Annotated in this window: 15 protein-coding genes; 11 read left to right on the top strand and 4 right to left on the bottom strand. The window is 67.4% G+C overall.

Features of this window, described 5'->3' with window-relative positions; genetic code table 11:
- Positions 1 to 380 precede the first annotated feature (380 nt).
- Positions 381 to 2,174: a hypothetical protein gene (locus tag ACFPOE_RS09470; RefSeq protein ID WP_376849839.1), complete on the bottom strand. Its 1,794-nt coding sequence runs from the start codon at positions 2,172 to 2,174 to the stop codon at positions 381 to 383.
- A gap of 38 nt (positions 2,175 to 2,212) precedes the next feature.
- Between ACFPOE_RS09470 and ACFPOE_RS09465 the strand changes: the two genes are divergently transcribed.
- From ACFPOE_RS09465 to fumC, 3 genes are all read left to right on the top strand, one after another.
- Entirely contained in the window at positions 2,213 to 3,385 is a 1,173-nt protein-coding gene (locus ACFPOE_RS09465) for a methyl-accepting chemotaxis protein (protein WP_376849838.1), read from the top strand.
- 115 nt (positions 3,386 to 3,500) lie between these two features.
- Positions 3,501 to 3,884 carry a BLUF domain-containing protein gene (locus tag ACFPOE_RS09460; RefSeq protein WP_376849837.1) on the top strand — a complete coding sequence of 128 codons (384 nt, stop codon included), beginning with the start codon at positions 3,501 to 3,503 and terminating at the stop codon, positions 3,882 to 3,884.
- A gap of 282 nt (positions 3,885 to 4,166) precedes the next feature.
- Entirely contained in the window at positions 4,167 to 5,546 is a 1,380-nt protein-coding gene (gene fumC, locus ACFPOE_RS09455) for a class II fumarate hydratase (RefSeq protein ID WP_376849836.1), read from the top strand.
- A 26-nt stretch (positions 5,547 to 5,572) separates the two neighbouring features.
- On the opposite strand, the gene ACFPOE_RS09450 is transcribed toward fumC, so the two are convergent.
- The gene (locus ACFPOE_RS09450; RefSeq protein ID WP_376849835.1) at positions 5,573 to 6,178 is read right to left on the bottom strand and encodes a YqhA family protein; all 606 of its coding nucleotides are present in this window, start codon (positions 6,176 to 6,178) and stop codon (positions 5,573 to 5,575) included.
- A 155-nt stretch (positions 6,179 to 6,333) separates the two neighbouring features.
- On the opposite strand from ACFPOE_RS09450, the gene acs reads away from it, so the two are divergent.
- The gene (gene acs / locus ACFPOE_RS09445) at positions 6,334 to 8,319 is read left to right on the top strand and encodes an acetate--CoA ligase (RefSeq protein WP_376849834.1); all 1,986 of its coding nucleotides are present in this window, start codon (positions 6,334 to 6,336) and stop codon (positions 8,317 to 8,319) included.
- Positions 8,320 to 8,465: 146 nt separating this feature from the next.
- Here acs and ACFPOE_RS09440 read toward each other — a convergent pair whose 3' ends face one another.
- Positions 8,466 to 8,771, bottom strand: coding sequence for a c-type cytochrome (locus ACFPOE_RS09440; protein WP_376849833.1), 306 nt, complete (start codon positions 8,769 to 8,771; stop codon positions 8,466 to 8,468).
- Positions 8,772 to 8,876: 105 nt separating this feature from the next.
- Here ACFPOE_RS09440 and ACFPOE_RS09435 point away from each other — a divergent pair, with 105 nt between their 5' ends.
- On the top strand, positions 8,877 to 9,119 hold the full coding sequence (locus tag ACFPOE_RS09435; RefSeq protein WP_376849832.1) for a TIGR04438 family Trp-rich protein: 243 nt from the start codon (positions 8,877 to 8,879) through the stop codon (positions 9,117 to 9,119).
- 77 nt (positions 9,120 to 9,196) lie between these two features.
- The gene (locus ACFPOE_RS09430; protein ID WP_376849831.1) at positions 9,197 to 14,011 is read left to right on the top strand and encodes an NAD-glutamate dehydrogenase; all 4,815 of its coding nucleotides are present in this window, start codon (positions 9,197 to 9,199) and stop codon (positions 14,009 to 14,011) included.
- A 48-nt stretch (positions 14,012 to 14,059) separates the two neighbouring features.
- Here the strand turns inward: ACFPOE_RS09430 and ACFPOE_RS09425 are convergent, their stop codons facing one another.
- Positions 14,060 to 14,977, bottom strand: coding sequence for a LysR family transcriptional regulator (locus ACFPOE_RS09425; RefSeq protein WP_376849830.1), 918 nt, complete (start codon positions 14,975 to 14,977; stop codon positions 14,060 to 14,062).
- A gap of 135 nt (positions 14,978 to 15,112) precedes the next feature.
- On the opposite strand from ACFPOE_RS09425, the gene ACFPOE_RS09420 reads away from it, so the two are divergent.
- The 5 genes from ACFPOE_RS09420 to ACFPOE_RS09400 are packed head-to-tail and all read left to right on the top strand — an operon-like array spanning position 15,113 to position 22,055.
- Positions 15,113 to 17,296 (top strand): thiamine pyrophosphate-dependent enzyme, encoded by a 2,184-nt coding sequence (locus ACFPOE_RS09420; RefSeq protein WP_376849829.1) that lies wholly within the window; start codon positions 15,113 to 15,115, stop codon positions 17,294 to 17,296.
- Positions 17,293 to 18,783, top strand: a complete 1,491-nt coding sequence (locus tag ACFPOE_RS09415; RefSeq protein ID WP_376849828.1) for an indolepyruvate oxidoreductase subunit beta family protein — start codon at positions 17,293 to 17,295, stop codon at positions 18,781 to 18,783. Before ACFPOE_RS09420 ends, ACFPOE_RS09415 begins: the two co-directional genes overlap by 4 nt.
- A 34-nt stretch (positions 18,784 to 18,817) precedes the next feature.
- Positions 18,818 to 20,107, top strand: a complete 1,290-nt coding sequence (locus tag ACFPOE_RS09410; protein ID WP_376849827.1) for an aromatic ring-hydroxylating oxygenase subunit alpha — start codon at positions 18,818 to 18,820, stop codon at positions 20,105 to 20,107.
- Positions 20,108 to 20,118: 11 nt separating this feature from the next.
- A complete protein-coding gene (locus ACFPOE_RS09405) occupies positions 20,119 to 20,820 on the top strand; it encodes an aromatic-ring-hydroxylating dioxygenase subunit beta (RefSeq protein WP_376849826.1) in 702 nt (233 codons plus the stop codon).
- Between the two features lie 32 nt (positions 20,821 to 20,852).
- Complete coding sequence (locus ACFPOE_RS09400; RefSeq protein ID WP_376849825.1) at positions 20,853 to 22,055, top strand: ABC transporter substrate-binding protein; 1,203 nt, start codon at positions 20,853 to 20,855, stop codon at positions 22,053 to 22,055.
- Positions 22,056 to 22,065: the final 10 nt, after the last annotated feature.

Below are 22,065 nucleotides of genomic sequence, written 5' to 3'. Positions count from 1 at the left end.
GGTGTAGCGGCACATTGGGGCAAAAAAAAAGCCGCCCTGGTGGCCGGGCGGCTTTCGTTTGGTCTGCAGTGATGCGCTTCAAGCGCTACGTTCAATGCATGCGGCGATTGTAGCGCATTGGTGCCGTCGGTGAACGCTGCTGCGCACCATCTGCACGTTGTGCAACACGCTGGCCCACGCCGCTTGTGCTGACGCTTCCACTGACTGCTGACTTAGCTGATGTACCGAATGGGTCCAACACCCATTAAAACCCCATTTTTGCCCTACCTTGCTGCGCTCCACCTGCGCGCAATCTATGTGTTACTGAACGGCTGCCGCGGCACCGGCTTGGCTGAACCGCCCAGCATGTGCAAGGGGCGCATCAGCAACTCGCAATTGCCTCAAGACCGTAAAGAAGCCAGCAGGTCTTCAGCCGATCTCGGTTTTCCGCTTGGGTTGCCGCAGATGGAGTGGTCATCAAAAGTGCTTTGAAGCAGCAAGCCCGCGTACCCAATATTTTTCGTCTCGTCCAGGTCGCGGACTGCCATCCACTCGATCGGCGCATGCAGCGTTGACGGTCCGCCTGCGCCCGAACCGGGTCGCACCACGAGTATGTACGGATGGTTGTTGCCCTTTTCGTTCCTTGTGACCATCGTCATTGCGATGGTGTATTTGCCTCTGGTGTCCACGAAGCCAAAAATGCAGCCAACCTTAACGGGCGCCAGGTCGGCGAAGAATTGCGAGCCTGAAGTCGGCGCCGGATTGGGAGTCGGTAAGGACTTTGGCCACTCCGGCAAAACAGTCCCATCAGGGATTAGGGCCTTGAACTTGTCCGCTCCTCGATCGCTGGAAAGCAAAGCGTCCTTGAAATCCTCGAGATACTCTTCATAGTAGTTATTCCACACTGCTCCCTGGTTCAGAGCCAATTCGGTTTCGCGCTGAACAACCATGTTAGGGAAATAGCTTTGCCCTTGATAGGTTTCGATTCCGGCCTTTATCTCGGGCTTCAGGCATGGCGTGTAGAAGTTAGGTTGCTGATTCCAATCACGCTGAACGCTCTGGAGGGCAGCGTCAAACAGCACGGGAACATCTACCTTTACAGCAAACGCAGCTTTTAAGTCATTGAATAACTTCGAGCATCCCGATGAACGATTCGCCTGGGATGTCGTCTGCGCCAAGGATGAGGGCGAAGCGGCATTTAATAGCTGGTTTACGGTCAGTCCAGCAATTGCGTCTGACACGCCCTTTTTGGGGAAGTTCAGAACATTGTCGACTTGTGTTTCGGTAGTGTTCGGCTTCGGCAGCATCGAATGCGGATCAAGTTGCCCGCGGTCGACCAGGACGGATCGCCTTACCTCAAAATTAAACGTCATGGTCAACAACTCATCCCCTTGAGAGCTGTCACTTCTTATTCTGGCGATGGCTTCATCAACGCGCTCCCGCCTTGGAATATAGTCTCCTGGAGCCGTGTAGCGCCGTGTCTCCGCGCGCTTCAGAATTACGGACACGCTCGGTAGCCCCGTCACGATGTCAGTCCACAACAACCTAATTGGCAGCGTTTGCTCGGTGACGCTGTTTGTGCTTAACGCGTCCAAAAGACTTTTTAAGCCGGGAGCCGTTCCGTACTTCGTCAGACCAGCTACTGTGGTTGCTGCGCCTCCGGTTGCTAGATCGCTACTCAGCGCAAGGGCAACCTGGGCGTAAGTGGTGAGCTGCTGTTTTGACTGCGCCAGACTCTTTACAGAAACGACGATACCCGGTTGCTCCCCGACAAGAGCCCCTGGGTCTTGTGTACTGCGCAGCGGGGTGTACGGCACGAGAACTATCGCAGGTTGAAAGGCCGACTTGCAGTAATTCGTTCCGTTCCAGTTGTAAACGGCGATCGGAATGTCGCGAGAGGAGTCGACATTCGAAAAACCGACAACTCGCGCCGTGATTGCTACGTCGAGCTTATTGTCAAAAAAGAGGTTGTCAAACCCGTGCGTTGCTGTAGGGCTGATGCACGTTTGCCCATTGGCATTGTCCACTTGAACTCGGACTCGAACATAGCCTTGCTCTTCCCAGTCGGCAGCGGATAGAAATGAAATCGGCACCTTAGTAGGCGGCGAGCCCTGAACCAGGGTAACCACCTGCTCGGATGCGTGTGCGAGACCGGTAGCGAGTGCGAGGAGCAGACATATTGAGGGTCTGATCATTGAAGCCTCCCGACTAAGGGGCGACTGTACCCTTTCCTATGCTCAGCGATAAACCCTGTGTTTTCCTTATGCGTCGGTTGCGCGGAGACTGTGGGGCGGCCTCGCTCATGTGGCTGCTGGCGCGATCCATCACGCGGCCCTTGAGCACGGCGCTGGCCTCGGTCGAGTGGGTCGCCACGGGCGACCTGACGCACGAAATCGAAGTGCGGTCCGGCGACGAGGTCGGCCAGCTGCTGGCTTCGCTTCGCACCATGCAGGCCAACCTGCGCTCCCTGGTGGGGGAGGTCGCGTCCGGCGCGCATGCGGTGTCCGACACCAGCGCCCAGATCGCGCAGGGGAACGTCGACCTGTCGCAACGCACCGAGGAACAGGCCAGCACACTGGAAGAGACCGCCAGCTCGATGGAGGAGCTCACCTCCACCGTCACCCAGAATGCACACAACGCGCGGCAAGCCAGCGAACTGGCGGTCGGCGCTTCCGAAGTGGCGCGCAAGGGCGGTGAGGTGGTGGGGCAGGTCGTCAGCACCATGACCGGCATCTCGGAGTCGTCCAGGAAGATCTCCGACATCATCGGCGTGATCGACGGCATCGCGTTCCAGACCAACATCCTGGCGCTGAACGCCGCGGTGGAAGCGGCCCGCGCCGGTGAACAGGGCCGCGGGTTTGCCGTGGTCGCGGCGGAGGTGCGCAACCTGGCGCAGCGCAGCGCCGCCGCCGCCAAGGAAATCAAGACGCTGATCGGCGCCTCCGTCGAACAGGTGGACGCCGGCAGCAAGCCGGTGGACAACGCCGGCAGGACGATGCAGGAGATCGTGTCGTCGGTGGGGAAGGTCAGCGACCTGATCGCGGAGATCGCCGCCGCCAGCCAGGAACAGAGTTCCGGCATCGGGCAGGTCAACACTGCCGTCAATCAGATGGACCAGGTCGTCCAGCAAAACGCGTCGCTGGTCGAGGAGGCGACGGCCGCCACCGAGTCGATGAGGGAGCAGGCTGGCTCGCTGCTGCAGATGGTCTCGCGCTTCAAGCTGGGGACCGAGCAGATCGGATACGCCACGGGGCAGGGATCACCGGCGCGGAACTCCACGATCGGCGGCGCCCCGCCGCCGATCAGGGTCTGGAAGCCTGTCAAGCCTGCGTCGGCTGTTTCGCCGGCGCTGGGAGCACCGGTGATCGGCAAGGCCTCCGCCGACCGCGAATGGAAAGAGTTCTGACGCGGGATCTCACCGGGCAGCAGCGGCAAAGCCCGCTTCGACCGCATGTCCGGACGCGCGGAATTTCTTCCATCGGCCCTGGAGCGCGTGGCTAGAATGACGCGAAGGAATCCAGGTGCCCGATCCCCTTCACAGCTTCGTCTACGCGAGTTCAGCGACCACTCTGTTCACCGACCATGAGCTGGAGGTGCTGCTGGAACAAGCGCGCGAGAACAATCGCGTGCATCAGGTCACCGGCATGCTGCTGTATTGCGACGGCAACTTCTTCCAGGCGCTCGAGGGCACGGAGCCCGCGCTGGAGGCAGTGCTTGCCCGGATCCGCCCGAGCAGCCGCCATCGCGGGCTGATCACGCTGTATTACGAGCCGATCGCGCAGCGTGAGTTCGGCGGGTGGGACATGGCATTCAGGCGCATGGACCGCGCCGAGTTCCAGCGGCTGAACATCGGCTCGACGCCGACCCGCTTGCTGCTTCGGTCCTTCCTGGAGCCCGGTCGCTGAAAGCGCGGCACCCCGGGGCCCACAGGCCCGGAACGGACGTCTTCAGTGCGCCACTGACGGCGCCGGCCGCGCACCCAGTGTCCAGCACGCGGCGCGGCTGGTGGCCGAACAGGCTGCGCACGTTGGTGCGGGGGGCGTCGTCGTATTGCAGTCGTCATCGGATGAGGGAATCGGTGGTCTGCCGGATTATTCCGGACGGGCGCCGGGGCATACACAACCCGTCCCAAGTCTGCTACGGTCGCCAAGGGCAGTCTTCGCCCTGACAGCCCAGCGGAACCCGCCATGAACACACGGATTGAACGAGATACCTTCGGCCCCATCGAGGTGCCGGCCGAGCGGCTCTGGGGCGCGCAGACCCAGCGCTCGCTGGTCAACTTCAACATCTCGGGCGAGCGCCAGCCGCCCGAGCTGATCCGGGCGCTGGCCCAGATCAAGCGCTCCTCGGCGGTGGTGAACAACCTGCTGGGCCTGCTGCCGCAGGACAAGGCGGCCGCCATCATCGCGGCGGCCGACGAGGTGATCGCCGGCCAGCACGCCGGCGAGTTCCCGCTGGTGGTCTGGCAGACCGGCTCCGGCACCCAGACCAACATGAACGTCAACGAGGTGCTGGCCAACCGCGCCAGCGAGCTGCTCGGCGGCCAGCGGGGCGAGGGCCGCCTCATCCATCCCAACGACGACGTCAACAAGAGCCAGTCGTCCAACGACGTCTTTCCCACCGCCATGCACGTGGCGGCGGTGGAGGGCTTGATGCGCAAGCTGGCGCCGGCGGTGATGAAGCTGCGGGCGACGCTGGACGCCAAGGCGCACGAGTTCAAGGACATCGTCAAGATCGGCCGCACCCACCTGCAGGACGCCACGCCGCTGACGCTGGGCCAGGAGTTTTCCGGCTACGCGGCGCAGCTGGAGCAGGGCGACCGCCACCTGCACGGCGCGCTGCCGCACCTGTGCGAGCTGGCGCTGGGCGGCACCGCGGTGGGCACGGGCCTGAACGCGCCTGCGGGCTATGCGGAGAACGTCGCGGCGGAGCTGTCGCGCCTGACCGGCCTGCCCTTCGTCAGCGCGCCGAGCAAGTTCGAGGCGATGGCCAGCTGCGACGCGCTGGTCCACGCCCATGGCGCCCTCAAGACGCTGGCCGCCAGCATGATGAAGATCGCCAACGACATCCGCTGGCTGGCCAGCGGGCCGCGCAGCGGGATCGGGGAGATCAGCATCCCCGAGAACGAGCCCGGCTCGTCGATCATGCCCGGCAAGGTCAACCCGACCCAGAGCGAGGCCGTCACCATGCTGTGCTGCCAGGTGTTCGGCAACGACGTCGCCATCAACTTCGGCGGCGCCTCGGGCAACTTCGAGCTGAACGTGTTCCGGCCGATGATCGCCCACAACTTCCTGCAGAGCGTGCGGCTGCTGGCCGACGGCATGGTCAGCTTCAACGACCACTGCGCGGTGGGCATCGTGCCGAACAGGGAGCGGATCGCCGAGCTGGTCGGCCGCTCGCTGATGCTGGTCACCGCCCTCAATCCGCACATCGGCTACGACAAGGCCGCCGAGATCGCCAAGAAGGCGCACAAGGAGGGAAGCAGCCTGCGCGAGGCGGCGCTGGCCACCGGTTACGTCAGCGGCGAGCAGTTCGACCAGTGGGTGCGGCCCGAGAAGATGGTGTGAGACGCGGTGGGGCAGACCTTCCCTGCTCAGTGGCGCCGCTCGGCGATGCCCGACATGATCTTGTCGGTGAAGGCGATGGCGATCGCCGACAGCAGGAAGGTGATGTGGATCGCCGTCTGCGCCACCAGCACGCGGTCGGTGTAGTTGTCTGCGTTGATGAAGGTCTTGAGCAGGTGGATCGACGAGATGCCGATGATGGCGGTGGCCAGCTTGACCTTGAGCACCGAGGCGTTCACATGGCTGAGCCATTCGGGCTGGTCGCGGTGCCCTTCCAGGTTCATGCGGCTGACGAAGGTCTCGTAGCCGCCCACGATCACCATGATGAGCAGGTTGGAGATCATCACCACGTCGATCAGGGCCAGCACCACGAGCATGATCACCGTCTCGTTGAGCGAGGTGATGGGCGCCGTGGTCTTGTAGCCGATGCTGGCGATCAGCGCCTGCAGGGCAGTCTGGCTGCCGAATGCCGCCTCGATCAGGTGCCACAGCTCCACCAGGAAGTGCAGCACGTACACGCCCTGCGCCGCGATCAGCCCGAGGTACAGCGGCAGCTGCAGCCAGCGGCTGGCGAAAATCAGGTTCGGCAGGGGCCGCAGCGGCGGGGCCGGCTTGAGGGTTGCTTCGTCGTTCATCAGGTTCCAGTCAGGTTTGTGCTCTGCGGCGGATTGTAGAGTCGGGCGCCGCAGCCCGCCGGATGAGGGTAGATTTGTAAGCTTCCAGCTAGTCAGTGCCTTGTAAGTGCAACGCGTGACAGTTGCCCGCAATCGACATCAGTGGAGACAACCTCATGAGCGCCATCGAATCGGTCCTGGTCGAAAACCGCGTGTTCCCGCCGCCCGAGGCAGCCGTCAAAGGCGCCCGCATTTCGGGCATGAAGGCTTACGAGGCGCTGTGCGCCGAGGCGGGCCAGGACTTCGAGGGCTTCTGGGCCCGGCTGGCCCGCGAGAACCTGGCCTGGACCAAGCCCTTCACCAGGACGCTGGACGAGTCGAACGCGCCGTTCTACAAGTGGTTCGCCGACGGCGAGCTCAACGCGTCGGCCAACTGCCTGGACAAGCACCTGGGCACGCCCGTGGAAAACAAGGACGCGATCGTCTTCGAGGCCGACGACGGCGCCGTCACGCGCATCACCTACAAGCAGCTGCTGGCGCGCGTGAGCCAGTTCGCCAATGCGCTGAAGGCGCAGGGCGTGAACAAGGGCGACCGGGTCATCATCTACATGCCGATGACGATCGAGGGCGTGGTGGCGATGCAGGCGTGCGCGCGCATCGGCGCCACCCACAGCGTGGTGTTCGGCGGCTTCTCGGCCAAGGCGCTGCACGAGCGGATCATCGATGCCGGCGCGGTCGCGGTTGTCACCGCCAACTACCAGATGCGCGGCGGCAAGGAACTGCCGCTCAAGGCCATCGTCGACGAAGCCATCGCGATGGGCGGCTGCAACACGCTCAAGCAAGTGCTCGTCTACATGCGCACCGCCACCGCCTGCAACATGGTGGCCGGGCGCGACCAGACCTTCGACGAAGCGCTCGAGGGCCAGTCCACCGAATGCGTGCCGGTGCCGGTGAACGCGGAGCATCCGCTGTTCATCCTCTACACCTCCGGCTCCACCGGCAAGCCCAAGGGCGTGCAGCATTCCACCGCCGGCTACCTGCTGTGGGCCAAGGTGACGATGGACTGGACCTTCGACATCAAGCCGTCGGACGTGTTCTGGTGCACCGCCGACATCGGCTGGGTCACCGGCCACAGCTATGTCGCCTACGGCCCGCTGGCCGCGGGCTGCACCCAGGTGGTGTTCGAAGGCGTGCCCACCTATCCGAACGCCGGCCGCTTCTGGGACATGATCCAGAAGCACAAGGTCACGGTGTTCTACACGGCGCCGACGGCGATCCGGTCGCTGATCAAGGCGGCCGAGGGCGACGAGAAGGTGCACCCGGCGCGCTACGACTTGAGCAGCCTGCGCATCCTGGGCTCGGTGGGCGAGCCGATCAATCCGGAGGCGTGGATGTGGTACCACAAGCACGTGGGCGGCGAGCGCTGCCCGATCGTGGACACCTTCTGGCAGACCGAGACCGGCGGCCACATGATCACGCCGCTGCCGGGCGCGACGCCGCTGGTGCCGGGCTCCTGCACGCTGCCGCTGCCGGGGATCATGGCGGCGATCGTCGACGAGGTCGGCAAGGACGTGCCCAACGGCTCGGGCGGCATGCTGGTGGTCAAGCGCCCTTGGCCGTCGATGATCCGCAACATCTGGGGCGACCCGGAGCGCTACAAGAAGAGCTATTTCCCGGAGGAGATGGGCGGCACCTATTACCTGGCCGGCGACGGCGCGGTGCGCAGCGAAGACCGCGGCTACTTCCGCATCACCGGCCGGATCGACGACGTGCTGAACGTGTCGGGCCACCGGCTGGGCACGATGGAGATCGAGTCGGCGCTGGTCTCGATGACGGAGCTGGTGGCGGAGGCTGCCGTGGTCGGCCGTCCCGACGACATGACGGGCGAGGCGGTGTGCGCCTTCGTCGTGCTCAAGCGCTCGCGTCCCACCGGCGAGGAGGCGCAGAAGATCGCCACGCAGTTGCGCAACTGGGTGGCCAAGGAGATCGGGCCGATCGCCAAGCCCAAGGACATCCGCTTCGGCGACAACCTGCCCAAGACCCGCAGCGGCAAGATCATGCGCCGCCTGCTGCGCTCCATCGCCAGGGGCGAGGCGATCACCCAGGACACCAGCACCCTGGAGAACCCGGCGATCCTGGAGCAGCTGGCGGAAAAGCTGTAACTGTCATGCCGGGCTTGATCCGGCATCCAGACGCCGGCGCGCCGATGGGGCCGCGTCCAGGCCGAGGTCTGGATCCCGGCTCAGGGCCGGGATGACCGCACAAAAAAAAAGCCGCTCGAAGAGCGGCCTTTCTTTTTTTGCTCAGGTCACTTCAGCGTGAGCACCCAGGCGGCGAGCTTCTTGGCTTCGGCTTCGTTCACCTGCGTGTTGGCCGGCATCGGTACCGGGCCCCAGACGCCGGAACCGCCCTTCATGATCTTGGCGGACAGCTTGTCGACAGCGTCCTTCTGGCCGGCGTACTTGGCGGCCACGTCCTTGTAGGCGGGGCCGACCAGCTTCTTGTCGATGGCGTGGCAGGCCATGCAGTTCTTGGAAGTGGCCAGGGCCAGGTCGGCGAAGGCGGGGGCTGCCAGCGTGCCGGCGGCCAGCAATACAAAAAGGGCGCGTTTCATCTTTTCCCCAATAGGTTGAGTTACATTCGTTTAACGCGATTGTAGTGACTGGCGTTGACCTTGCGTGTTGCGCGGCCGGCACCGGCCGTCATTGGAGTGTTAGAGATGCTTTTCCTCATCACCGGCATCATCCTGCTGGTTCTCTGGTACGGTGAGATCGGGCCGGTGGCCACCTGGTCCTGGTACGTCGTCTTCGCCCCCTTCGGGCTGGCTGTGCTGTGGTGGGCGTGGGCCGATGCCACCGGCTACAGCAAGCGCAAGGCGGTCGAGAAGGAAAACGCCAAGAAGAAGGCGCGCATCGACAAGAGCCGGGAAGCCATGGGCATCAGCCCGCGCAAGAAGCGCTGACCCGTCCGCCCGCCGTTGTGGTGAATTGCCCGGCGCGGGACTAGAGTTGCGCTGGGCGAACTGCCCGGAGACCGATCATGGATGCAGCCACAGACGCGCGCCGCGCCGAGCGCATTGAATCCGTCCTGGCGCTGGCCGCCGGCCGGTTGCCGGCGCAGCAGCGACCGGCGATGGAGCTGTTCGTGCGCGAGCAGTTCCGCCAGCTCGACGACGAAGACCTGGCCGAGCGCAGCGCCGAGGACCTGCTGGGGGCGCTGCTGTCGCACTGGCAGTTCGGCGCGGTGCGCGAGCAGGGCCGGGCCAAGGTCCGCGTCTCCAGCCCGGCACTGGCCGAGAACGGCTGGTCCTCGTCCCACAGCGTGGTCGAGATCGTCAACGACGACATGCCCTTCCTGGTGGACAGCGTCACCATGGAGATCAACCGCCAGGGGCTGACGCTGCACCTGATCACCCATCCGATCTACAGCGTCGGGCGCGACGCCGCCGGCCAGCTCACCTCGATCCAGCCGCGCGCCGGCGGCGCCCAGCCGGGCAACGAATCGTGGATGCTGATCGAGGTGGACCGCATGGTCGATCCGCGCCAGCGGGCCGAGCTCGCGGCCGGCCTGGAGCGGGTGCTGGCCGACGTCCGCGCGGCGGTGCAGGACTGGAAGCCGATGGTCGCGAAGCTGCACGACGCCATCGCCGAACTGGAGCAGGCACCGGCCTCGCTGCAGGGCCCCGGCCTGGCCGAGAGCCGCGCCTTCCTGCAATGGCTGGCCAACGACCACATCACGCTGCAGGGCTACCGCTGCCACGACCTGGTGCGCCAGCAGGACCAGATGGCGCTGCAACTGGTGCCGGGCAGCGGGCTGGGCGTGCTGCGCGAGACCGCCCAGGAGCAGCTCTCGGCCAGCTTCTCCGCGCTGCCGCCGCAGGCGCGGGCGCTGGCCAGCCATCCCGAGCCGGTGGTGATCGTCACCAAGGCCAACACCCGTTCCACCGTGCACCGTGCCGGCTACACCGACTACATCGGCGTCAAGCGCTACAACGCCGCCGGCGAGGTGATCGGCGAGCACCGCTTCATCGGCCTGTTCACCTCCACCGCGTACAGCGCCCGGGTGGTGGAAACGCCGCTGCTGCGCGGCAAGGTGGAAGCGATCGCCCGGCGTGCCGGCCTGCCACCCGGCGGCCACCTGGCCAAGGCGCTGCAGCACATCCTGGAAACCTTTCCGCGCGACGACCTGTTCCAGATCCCCGACGACGAGCTTTACGACACCGTGCTCGGCATCCTGGCGCTGGGCGAGCGCCAGCGGCTGCGCCTGTTCACCTGGCGCGACCCGTTCGACCGCTTCGTCTCCTGCCTGGTGTACGTGCCGCGCGATGCCTATTCGACCGACCTGCGGCTGCGGCTGCAGCGCATCCTGATTCCGGCGCTGGGCGGAACGGCCTGCGATTTCGATGTGCTGCTCACCGACACGATCCTGGCGCGCATCCACTTCACCGTGCGCACCACACCGGGCCAGGTGCCGGAGTTCGACCGCAAGGACCTGGAGCGCCGGCTGGCCCAGGCGGCGCGGCGCTGGGACGACGTGCTGCGCGACGCACTGGTCGGTGCCGAGGGCGAGGCGCGCGGCCTGGCGCTGTTCAAGCAGTGGTCCGGCGCCGTGCCGGCCGACTACCGCGAGCGGGTCACCGCCCAAGCCGCCGTGCCCGACCTGCTCAAGATGACCGGGCTGGCGCCGGCCTCGCCGCTGGCGGTGGCGCTGTACCAGCCGCTGGGCGCGGCGCCGGGCCGGCTGGGCTTCAAGGTCTACCGGCTGGGCGATCCGGTGGTGCTGTCCGACAGCCTGCCGATGCTCGAACACATGGGCGTGCGGGTGCTGGGCGAATCCAACTACCGGATCGGCGCCGGCGAGGGCACCGGCCAGATCGCGCTGCACGACTTCGAGCTGGAGGCGCCGCCGGCCGCGGACGGCGACCCGGACGCCGTGGCCCGGCTGTTCGAGGAGGCCTTCGCCCGCGTGTTTCAGGGCGAGGTGGAGAACGACGATTTCAACCGGCTGGTGCTGCTGGCCGGGCTGGCGGCCGACGAGATCGTGGTGCTGCGCGCCTACGCCAAGTACCTCAAGCAGATCGGCTTCGCGCAGTCGCAGGCCACCATCGCCTCGACGCTGGCGGCGCACCCGCGCATCGCGCGCATGCTGGTGGGCCTGTTCCGGCTGCGCTTCGACCCGGACCACCACGACGAGGAGGGCGCGCGGGCGCAGGCCAACGCGATCGGCAAGGCGCTGGAAAAGGTGAGCAACCTGTCGGAAGACCGCGTGCTGCGCCAGCTGCTGGCGCTGGTGCAGGCGACGCTGCGCACCAACTACTGGTGCACCGGCGTCGGCCACTCGGGCGCGCCCGGCCCGCGCCGCAGCTTCCTGAGCTTCAAGCTGGACAGCGCACGGGTGCCCGGGCTGCCCAAGCCGCTGCCGCTGTGCGAGATCTTCGTCTATTCGCCGCGCTTCGAAGGCATCCACCTGCGCGGCGGCAAGGTGGCGCGCGGCGGCCTGCGCTGGTCGGACCGGCCGGACGACTTCCGCACCGAGGTGCTGGGCCTGGTGAAGGCGCAGATGGTGAAGAACACCGTGATCGTGCCGGTCGGCTCCAAGGGCGGCTTCGTGCTGAAGAAGGCGCCGCCGGCCTCGGACCGCGAGGCCTTCATGAAGGAGGGCATCGCCTGCTACCAGGATTACCTGCGCGGCCTGCTGGACATCACCGACAACCTGGTGGCGGACCGGCCGGTGCCGCCGCCGCGGGTGCTGCGCATGGACGGCGACGATCCCTACCTGGTGGTGGCGGCCGACAAGGGCACGGCGACGTTCTCGGATTACGCCAACGCCATCAGCCTGGAATACGGCCACTGGCTGGGCGACGCCTTCGCCTCCGGCGGCAGCGTCGGCTACGACCACAAGGCGATGGCGATCACGGCCCGCGGCGCCTGGGAAAGCGTCAAGCGCCATTTCCGCGAAATGGGCGTGGACACCCAGGCCACCGACTTCACGGTGGTCGGCATCGGCGACATGTCGGGCGACGTGTTCGGCAACGGCATGCTGCTGTCGCCGCACATCAAACTGCTGGCGGCGTTCGACCACCGCCACATCTTCATCGACCCGGCACCCGATCCGGCCGCCAGCCTGGCCGAGCGCCGCCGGCTGTTCGCGCTGCCGCGGTCGTCGTGGGCGGACTACGAGGCCAGGCTGATCTCCGACGGCGGCGGCGTCTGGGCCCGCTCGGAAAAATCGGTCCCGATCTCGCCGCAGGCGCGCGCCGTGCTGGGCATCGTGGAGCAGCAGCTGACGCCGACCGAGCTGGTCTGCGCGCTGCTGAAGGCGCCGGTGGACCTGCTGTACAACGGCGGCATCGGCACCTACGTGAAGGCATCGGGCCAGGCCCATGCCGACGTCGGCGACCGCGCCAACGACGCCCTGCGCATCGACGGCAACCAGCTGCGCTGCAAGGTGGTGGCCGAGGGCGGCAACCTCGGCTTCACCCAGCCGGGGCGGATCGAGGCGGCGCTCAACGGCGTGCGGATCAACACCGATGCGATCGACAACTCCGCCGGCGTGGACACCTCGGACCACGAGGTCAACATCAAGATCCTGCTGGGGCTGGCCGTGGGCGACGGCGAGATGACCGAAAAGCAGCGCAACCAGCTGCTGCCGCAGATGACCGACGACGTCGCCGCGCTGGTGCTGCGCGACAACTATTTCCAGACCCAGGCGCTGTCGGTGGCCGGCCGCCAGGGCGTGGGCCTGATCGACCAGGAGGCGCGCTTCATGCGCTTCCTGGAAAAAGGCGGGCACCTGGACCGCGCAATCGAGTTCCTGCCGACCGACGGCGCGATCGCCGAGCGCAAGGGCAAGGGCCTGGGGTTGACCAGCCCCGAGCGCGCGGTGCTACTGGCGTACAGCAAGATGTGGCTGTCCGAGCAGCTGATGGCCTCGGACCTGCCCGAAGACCCGTGGATCGCCACCGCCCTGCAGCGCTACTTCCCGGCGCTGCTGCGCGAGAAGTTCGGCCCGTTGATCCCGCGCCATCCGCTGCGGCGCGAGATCATCGCCACCCATGTCCTGAACAGCATGGTCAACCGGGTCGGCTCGACCTTCGTGCACCGGCTGATGGAGATGACCAGCGCCACGCCGGCGCAGATCGTGCGCGCCTACCTGGCGACGCGCGAGGTGTTCGGCTATGTCGCGGTCTGGCAGCAGATCGAGGCGCTGGACAACAAGGTGCCGGACGCGGTGCAGTCCGAGATGATCCTGGAGCTGGACCGCCTGACCACCCGCGCCACCACGTGGTTCCTGCGTTCGCGCCGGCTGGCCGAGCCGATGGAGCACATGGTGCAGCGCTTCCGGCCGGCGGTGGACGCGCTGCGGCCGCGGCTCGAAGGCGTGGCCTCGGGATCGCGGCGCGTGGCCGGCTGGGTCGGCGCCGGCGTGCCGCCGGAACTGGCGCGCCGCATCGACGCGACCGACGGCCTGTTCACCGCGCTGGACATCGCCGAGATCGCGGACGGCACCCAGAGCGCGCTGGCGGACACGGCGCAGGTGCATTTCGGCGTCGAGCGCAGCCTGGACCTGCAGCGGCTGCGCCAGCAGATCCGCGCGCTGCCGACCGAAACCTACTGGCAGAACCTGGCGAAGGTGGCGCTGGCCGACGACCTGGCCGACCTGCAGCGCTCGGTCGCCCAGCACGTGGTCAGCCAGGGCAGCGGCGATCCGCAGCATCGGCTGCAGCAATGGGAGGAGCGCAACCGCGTCGAACTCGAGCGCGTCGGCCGCCTGCTGACCGAGCTCGCCGACGGCCCGCCGGCCGACCTGGCGATGCTGTCGGTGGCGCTGCGCGAACTGCGCAATCTCGCTTGAACCTGCAGTCATAGGGGATCGGGGACGGCTGTCTGCTCCCGCTCCCCCTTAGTGTTGCCGCCCGAACAGCTTCTGGACCAGCGCCCGCATCCACTGCTGGGCCGGGTCCTGCGCCGTGCTCGCGTGCCAGACCAGGTGCACGTCGTAGCGGGGCGCCTGCGGCAGCCGCCACATCCGCAGGTCGTAGCGCTCGCCCAGGTTGCGGGCGTACATGTCGGGGACGATCGCCAGCAGGTCGGTGGAGCCCGCCAGTTCCGGCAGCGCGCCGAAGTGCCGGGCCCGCAGCACGATCCGGTCGGCCAGCTTCATCTTCACCAGCATCTGCTCCACGCTGCTGTGGAAGGTTGCCGTCGGCGAGGCGACCACCAGCGAGGCGCCGGCCAGCTGCTGGCCCGACAGCGAGGCGCCGACCCGGCCGCTGGCGGGCCGCCAGCCCGGCGCCGTCAGCGCGACGTACTGCTCCCGGAACAGCAGCGCGGAGCGGATGCCGCGGTGCCGCGGCTGCAGGATGCCGATGGCGCAATCGATGTCGCGCGCCTCCAGCGCGGTCGCCACGTCGGCCGCCGCCACCGAGACGTTGGACAGGTGGCCGTGCGGCGCCTGGGCCCGCAGCGCCGCCGCCAGGGCGGGCAGGAACAGCATCTCGCCCAGGTCCGACAGCGACAGCTTCCAGTGCATGTCGCTGGTGGCCGCAACGAAGTCCTCCTGTCCCGTCACCAGCGCCTCCAGCGCGCGCAGCTGCGACAGCACGGCCGGCGCCACCGTCTCGCACAGGCGGGTCGGCTGCAGTCCGGCCGGCGAGCGCACGAACAGGTCGTCGTTGAAGAAGCGCCGCAGCCGCGCCAATGCGTTGCTGGTGGCCGACTGGGACAGCGCCAGCGAGCGGCCGGCGGCCGTCACCGAGCCGGTGCGGTGGATGGCCGCGAGCACGCGCAACAGGTTGAGATCGAGCTGGCGGAAGTTCATGGCGCTCCAGTGCCTGGCGGCGGCTTCAGGGTTAGTCCCGATCATTCACCACGTCAATGTAGCCCATGGATAGAAACCATTCGCCAGATGGGCGGGCGCTGCGTAAATTCGCGCCAGTGAGACACCCCAATCGCCATGGCTGAACGATCGTTTGCCTCCGAAGTCAAGCTGCTGCGGCTGGGCGAGGGCGAGCAATTCCGCGGCGAGGGCATCCTGGCCGTGACCAAGGCGCTGCTGCAATCGGGCGTCTCCTACGTGGCGGGCTACCAGGGCGCGCCGATCTCGCACCTGATGGACGTGCTGACCGACGCCAACGACATCCTGCAGGAGCTGGGTGTGCGCTTCGAGCACAGCGCCTCGGAGGCCACGGCCACCGCCACGCTCGGCGCCTCGGTCAATTACCCGTTGCGCGGCGCCGTCACCTTCAAGTCCACCGTGGGCACCAACGTCGCCTCCGATGCGCTGGCCAACCTGGCGTCGGGCGGCGTTACCGGCGGCGCGCTGCTGATCGTGGGCGAGGACTACGGCGAGGGCTCGAGCATCATGCAGGAGCGCTCCCACGCGTTCGCCATGAAGTCGCAGGTCTGGCTGCTGGACCCGCGGCCCAACCTGCCCAGCATCGTCAACGCGGTGGAGCAGGGCTTCGAGCTGTCCGAGGCCAGCAACACGCCGGTGATGCTGGAGCTGCGCATCCGCGCCTGCCACGTGCACGGCAGCTTCACCGCCAAGGCCAACAAGCGGCCGGCCTTCACGCTCAAGGACGCGATCGAGGCGCCGCTGCGCGACGTCAACCGCATCGTGCTGCCGCCGGCCAGCTACCTGCACGAGCAGGAGAAGATCTCGCGCCGCTGGCCGGCCGCGGTGAGGTTCATCCAGGAGCGCGGGCTCAACGAGTTCTTCGCGGCCGACGCCCAGGAGTTCGGCATCGTGCTGCAGGGCGGCCTCTACAACGCGGTGCTGCGGGCGCTCGAGCTGCTCGGGCTGGCAGACGCCTTCGGCAATTCGGCCATCCCGCTGTACGTGCTGAACGTCACCTATCCGCTGGTGGACGCCGAGTTCACGCGCTTTTGCGCCGGCAAGCGCGCCATCCTGCTGGTGGAAGAGGGGCAGCCCGACTTCATCGAGCAGGCCGTCAACAGCATGCTGCGCAAGGCCGACGTGCAGACCCGGGTGCACGGCAAGGACCTGCTGCCGATGGCCGGCGAATACACCGGCGCCGTGGTGGTCAAGGCCGTGGCGCGCTTCGTCGAGAGCTACGCGCCGCAACTGCTGGCCGGCCGGGAACTGCCGCTGGCGGCGCGGCCGGCACCGCTGCCTGCCTTGCCCAACGGCGATCCCAAGGTGTTCGCCATCCAGCAGGCGGCGGCCGAAGTGCAGCCGCGGCCGCCCTCGTTCTGCACCGGCTGCCCGGAGCGGCCGATCTTCACCGCCATGAAGCTGATCGAGCGCGAGCTGGGCCAGCACCACGTCAGCTGCGACATCGGCTGCCACCTGTTCTCGATCCTGCCGCCCTTCAACATCGGCGCCACCACCATGGGCTACGGCCTGGGCTGGGCCGGCGCTTCCGCCTTCAACACCCGCGAGACCGACAAGCGCACCATCTCGATCATGGGTGACGGCGGCTTCTGGCACAACGGCCTGACCAGCGGCGTCGGCAACGCGGTGTTCAACCAGACCGACAACCTGCTGCTGGTGGTGGACAACGGCTATTCGGCGGCAACCGGCGGCCAGGACCTGCCGTCGTCGCGGGCGGCGAACACGCTGCGCAACACCAACAACCCGATCGAGAAGGCCGTGCGCGGTGTCGGCGTGGACTGGGTGCGGACGGTCGACAACACCTACAGCCTGGAGCGGATGCGCGATGCGCTGCGCGACGCGCTGACGACCAAGCAGAAGGGCCCCAAGGTCATCGTGGCGCAGAGCGAATGCATGCTGAACAAGCAGCGCCGCATCAGGCCGCTGATCAAAAAGCGGATCGCCGGCGGCGAGCGGGTGGTGCGCGAGCGCTTCGGCATCGACCCCGAGACCTGCACCGGCGACCATTCCTGCATCCGGCTCTCGGGCTGCCCGTCGTTGACGGTGAAGCCCAATCCCGATCCGCTGCGGCGCGACCCCATCGCCACCGTGATCGACAGCTGCGTCGGCTGCGGCCTGTGCGGCGAGGTGGCCCATGCAGCCGTGCTGTGCCCTTCGTTCTACCGGGCCGAGATCATCAACAACCCCAGCCGCTGGGACCGCTTCAAGGCCAGGCTGCGCGGCGCCGTCATCGGATGGCTGCAGGCGCGGATCGAGCGCCGGCTGGAGGGCCTGGCGGCATGACCCCACGGGCTCAGGGCGAACGGAGTAGTGGACGCGCGATCACCATCGCGATCCTCGCCATGGGCGGCGAGGGCGGCGGCGTGCTGGCCGACTGGCTGGTGGACCTGGCCGAAAGCAACGGTTTCGTCGCCCAGACCACCTCGGTGCCCGGCGTCGCCCAGCGCACCGGCGCCACCATCTACTACCTGGAGCTGTTCCCCGCAGCCGCGATTCCCGCCGGGGCGCAGCCGGTGCTGGGGCTGAGCCCGGTGCCGGGCGAAGTCGACATCGTCATCGCCTCCGAGCTGATGGAGGCCGGCCGGGCCCTGCAGCGCGGCCTGGTGACGGCCGACCGCACGACCTTCATCGCCTCCACCCACCGCGTCTATTCGATGACCGAGCGCACCGCGATGGGCGACGGCCGGGTGGACTCGGACAAGCTGCTGGCCGGCGGCCGGGCGGCGGCGCGGCGCTTCGTCAGCGCCGACTTCGGCCTGCTGGCCGAGCGCGCCGGCAGCCTGATCGGGCCGGCCCTGTACGGTGCCCTGGCGGCGTCCGATGCCCTGCCGTTCAGCCGCGCGCAGTTCGAGGACACGGTGCGCCGCGCCGGGGTGGGCGTCAACGCCAGCCTGCAGGCCTTCGGTGCGGGATACGACGCCGCCACGCAGGCCTCGCTGCCGGCCGAACCCGAGAAGCCGGTGCCGGCGGTCGGGCCGCGGCTGGCGGCGCTGGCGCAGCGCATCGCGCTCGAATTCCCGGCGGCCGCCCGGCCGACGCTGCAGGCGGCGATCCTGCGGCTGGCGGATTACCAGGACGTCGCCTACGCGCAGCACTATCTGGAGCTGCTGCAGCCGCTGCGCGCCGCGCGCGCCGACCTGCTGGACGAGACGGCGCGCCACCTGGCGCTGTGGATGTCGTACGAAGACACCATCCGGGTGGCTGACCTCAAGACCCGCCGCTCGCGCTTCCAGCGGGTCGGCGGCGAGGTCAAGCTGGCAGGCGACCAGCAACTGGACATCAACGAGTTCATGCACCCGCGGCTGGAAGAGATCGCCGACACGCTGCCGGCGCCGGTCGGCCGCTGGCTGCTGGCCACCCGCTGGGCCCGTTCCTGCGTCGAGCCGTTCACGCGCAAGGGCCGCATCGTCCGCACCAGCTCGATCCGCGGCTACCTGCTGCTCTATGCGATTGCGTCGCTGCGCGGCATGCGGCGCCGGTCGCTGCGCTTCCAGGTGGAGCACGAGCGCATCGGCCAGTGGCTGGCGACCGTGGCCCGGCTGGCCGGCACCCATCCGGAGCTGGCGCTCGAAGTGGCCCGTTCCCAGCGCCTCATCAAGGGCTATGGCGACACCCATGCGCGCGGCTGGGGCAACTACCAGCGGCTGGTGGCCGTGCTGCCGCGGCTGCAGGCCGCGCCGCACGGCGCGCAGCAGTTGCGCGACCTGAGCCAGGCGGCGCTGGCCGACGACACCGGCCAGGCGCTTGAGAAGCTGCTGGCCGCTGCCTAACATGAACCGAACCCATGACTGACCGGAGAGCAAGATGAATGTCCAGCAACTCGTCGAACCGGACCGCGTCCACAAGAGCGTCTACACCGACCAGGCGATTTTCGATGCGGAGATGGAACGGATCTGGGAGCGCACCTGGGTCTATTGCGGCCATGAATCGCAGGTGCCCGCCCCCGGCGACTATTACGCCGTCACGATCGGGCGCCAGCCGATGATCATGGTGCGGCAGGGCGACGGCAGCATCAAGGTGATCCACAACCGCTGCCCGCACCGCGGCGTCCAGCTGGTGGGCAACCTCAAGGGCAACACCGGCAACGCCTTCGTCTGCTCGTACCACGCCTGGAGCTTCCATCTGGACGGCAAGGTGCGCGCCATCCCGCTGGCCAAGGGCTACGAGAACACGCGCATGACGCGCGACAACCCGGACTGCTCGGTCAAGCCGGCGGTGCGGGTGGACAGCTACCGCGGCTTCGTGTTCGCCAGCCTCTCGGACGAGGGGCCGCCGCTGGCCGACTTCCTGGGCGAGGCCAGGATCGCGTTCGACGACATGTGCGACCGCTCGCCGGTCGGCGAGGTGGAGGTGGTGCCGATCTGCCACCGCGTCATCCAGCATTCGAACTGGAAGTTCTTCATGGAGAACCAGCTCGATTCGCTCCATCCCTCGGTCACCCACCAGTCCACCGGCATCTCCGCCGGCCGGGTGGAAAAGCGCCTGAAGGCGGAGCAGGGCGCCGCGCCGCTGTATTACCACTACCTGTCCACCTTCGCCTCCAGCTTCGAGCAGTGGGACGCGGTGCAGACCATCAACTTCCCGCGCGGCCACGGCATCCTGAAGGCCTACATGGGCCTGCGGCCGCGCGACCCGGACACGCTGGAGCACGAGGCGCAACTGGTCAAGGCCTACGGCGCGGAGAAGGCGGAGGAATACCTCTCGCGCAGCATCCACCACGTGCTGGTCTATCCCTACCTGTCGGTGCAGTCGCCGCTGCAGCAGCTGCGCTGCCTGCGGCCGATCTCGCCGGACAAGACGCTGTCGGAGATCTGGCACTTCCGCCTCAAGGGCGCGCCCGAGGCGATCTACCGGCGCAGCCTCTGGTACTACAACCTGGTCAATTCGCCGGCGACGATGATCAACGCCGACGACCTGGAGAACTGGACCAAGGGCCAGTGGGGCCTGCAGTCCAACGGCGGCGACTGGGTCAGCTTCCACCGCTGGTACGGCGACGACCGGGAGGAAAAGGGCGTCACCTATTCCAACCACGGCACCTCCGAGGCGGTGATGCGCAACCAGTTCCGCGCCTGGACCCAGTACCTCACGGCCTGAAGGAGCACGACATGAGCAAGACAACGTCCAGCCCCGGCGCGGCGATCCCCAGCGCCGGCCCCGACTTCGAGCACCTGCTCGGCCAGGAAGTGGTGATCGAGGCGAAGGAGGGCGCCGACCGCACGGGAGCGCAGGCCGTCGAGCCGGGCCACTCGCCGCGCGCCGCGCAGGCCGGCACCGCACCGGCGGCGCGCCAGCTGCCAACGCCGGGGATGGTGCCCCGCACCGCCGCCCAGATCGAGCTGCAGCGCGAGGTGGAGCAGCTGCTCTACCTGCAGGCGGAACTGCTCGATGGCAAGCACTGGCAGGCCTGGATCGACCTGTTCGACCCGCAGGGCGTGTACTGGATGCCGGCGACGCCGGAGCAGGTGGAGTGGGAGGGATCGCCGTCGATCTTCGCCGAGGACAAGCTGCTGATGGAGATCCGCAAGGGCCGCGTCTCGCACCCCAACGCCTGGTCGCAGGCGCCGATGTGGGAGACCAACCACATCGTCAGCCACGTGGTGCTGGAATCGACCGGCGGCGGCGAGATCCACGTGCGGTCGCGCTTCCACATGATGGAGCTGCGGCGCGACACGGTGCGCCATTTCGGCGGCAGCTACCACCACCGGCTGGTGCGCGGTGCCGACGGCGCGCTGCGCATCCGGCTGCAGCGCGTCGACCTGTTCAACGGCCAGGCGCCGTTTGACTACGTGCTGCAAGTCTGGGTCTAATCCGCCGGTCCATCGAACAACGAGGAGCCACCATGAACGCGAACCGCCCCCGCCGCATCCCGGCCTTGAACAAGACCCTGCTTGGCATGGCGCTGGTGGCGCTCTGCACCGCCTCGCAGGCGGCGGACAAGGTCAAGATCGGCTTCGTCAGCACACTGTCGGGTCCGTCCTCGGCGCTGGGCGTGGACATCCGCGACGGCTTCCTGCTGTCGGTCAAGCTGCATGGCGGCAAGCTCGGCGGCCTGCCGGCGGAGGTGCTGGTCAGCGACGACCAGTTCAAGCCCGAGGTGGCGCGCCAGCTGTTCGAGCGCAACGTCAAGCGCGACCACGTGGACTTCATGACCGGCGTGGTGTTCTCCAACATCATGCTGGCGGCGCTGCCCGAGGCGATCGACAACAAGACGATCTATCTGAGCCCGAACGCGGCGCCCTCGTCGATGGCCGGCAAGGACTGCAATCCGCTGTTCTTCGCGGTGTCCTGGCCGAACGACGCCTACCACGAGGCGGCCGGCGCCTTCGCCAACCAGCGCGGGCTCAAGAGCGTGTACCTGGTGGCGCCGAACTACCAGGCCGGCAAGGATTCGCTGGCCGGCTTCAAGCGCACCTTCAAGGGCCAGGTGATCGGCGAGAACTACACCAAGCTCGGCCAGCTCGATTACGCGGCCGAACTGGCCGAGATCCGCGCCGCCAAGCCGCAGGTGCTGTACGCCTTCCTGCCGGGCGGCATGGGCATCAACTTCATCAAGCAGTTCGTCGGCGCCGGCCTGGGCAAGGAAACGATGCTGCTGCTGCCCGGCTTCAGCGCCGACCAGGACGTGATCGGCCCGGTCGGGCCCGCGATGGCCGGCCTGTTCAACACGGCCCACTGGTCGCCCGACTTCGCCAACCCGGCCAACCAGCGCTTCGTGGCCGAATTCCAGAAGGAATACAAGCGGATGCCGACGCTGTATGCATCGCAGGGCTACGACACCGCCGAATTGATCAATGCCGCCGTGCGCGACACCAAGGGCAAGCTCGAGGACCAGGAGGCGGTGCGCCGTGCGCTGCGCAGCGCGAAGTTCGACTCGGTGCGTGGCCCCTTCAGGTTCAACAAGAACCAGTACCCGATCCAGAGCTACTACGTGCGCACCATCGGCAGCGACGGCAAGGGCGGCCTGGTCAACAAGTCCTTCAACGAGCCGATCCTCAAGGACCACGGCGACGCCTATGTGCAGCAGTGCATGATGCCCAAGTGACGCGGGGCGC

Source organism: Caenimonas terrae, assembly GCF_042655405.1.
Classification (GTDB): Bacteria; Pseudomonadota; Gammaproteobacteria; order Burkholderiales; family Burkholderiaceae_C; genus Ramlibacter; species Ramlibacter terrae_A.
The sequence above is the reverse complement of the archived record's forward strand: the minus strand, read 5'-3'. Positions and strand labels throughout refer to the sequence as shown.